The sequence below is a fragment of the Nocardia testacea NBRC 100365 genome (assembly GCF_000308775.1).
Taxonomy (GTDB): Bacteria; Actinomycetota; Actinomycetes; order Mycobacteriales; family Mycobacteriaceae; genus Nocardia; species Nocardia testacea.
The window spans coordinates 1-563 of sequence record NZ_BAGJ01000050.1 but is presented as its reverse complement, the minus strand read 5'-3'; the positions used below and the strand labels follow the sequence as shown (position 1 = coordinate 563).

General features: G+C 60.9%; 1 protein-coding gene and 2 pseudogenes. 2 read left to right on the top strand and 1 reads right to left on the bottom strand.

Annotated features, from left to right (window positions below; all coding sequences use genetic code 11):
* Positions 1-2: 2 nt before the first annotated feature.
* Both ON38_RS38155 and ON38_RS38360 read left to right on the top strand, forming a co-directional pair.
* Positions 3-116 (top strand): annotated as a pseudogene (locus ON38_RS38155) (integrase core domain-containing protein); the annotation flags it as partial.
* Positions 117-208: 92 nt separating this feature from the next.
* Positions 209-322 (top strand): annotated as a pseudogene (locus ON38_RS38360) (IS5 family transposase); the annotation flags it as partial.
* 30 nt (positions 323-352) lie between these two features.
* Here the strand turns inward: ON38_RS38360 and ON38_RS37000 are convergent.
* Positions 353-563, bottom strand: a 211-nt coding sequence (locus ON38_RS37000) for a hypothetical protein (protein WP_218000740.1), incomplete at its 5' end; no start/stop codon positions are given.

Below are 563 nucleotides of genomic sequence, written 5' to 3'. Positions count from 1 at the left end.
TCGTGCGCCGACACGGCACGTTAAAGACACTATCCGAGGTCGAGTACGCGCTGATGGAGTGGTGCGACTGGTACAACAATGCCCGTTTACATTCGCGGCTGGACTACCGGTCTCCGGCCGAGTACGAAGCCGCCTACTACGCTCAAACCTGCCACGCCGACCGGCGCTGGTCTGAAACCGAAGCCGGTCCCTTATCCGTGACGGTTCAATCAACCAGCTCAAACAGCATCGTGCGGTTGCTACCCGATTCGACAAACTCGCCGTCCGCTACCTCGCAACAATCCACATCGCAGCGATCAACCAATGGCTCCGCCATGACTGAGCAGGACGGGCCGTCAGCCCGCCACCCTGCTCATGTGGCTTTGAGGACACTCTCTAGCCCACCACCCCAAATCAGTGTCGACCACACCGCGAGCCGAACATCATGGGTCACGGTGTACACCACGCCATACAGCAGGTGCGGCGACATCATCTCCACCAGACCACGCCAACCTCCGGCAACAGCCGACAGCGGCACCTCCGGCGAAGTAATCAACGCGGCTACACTGACACGCGGGCGCGCT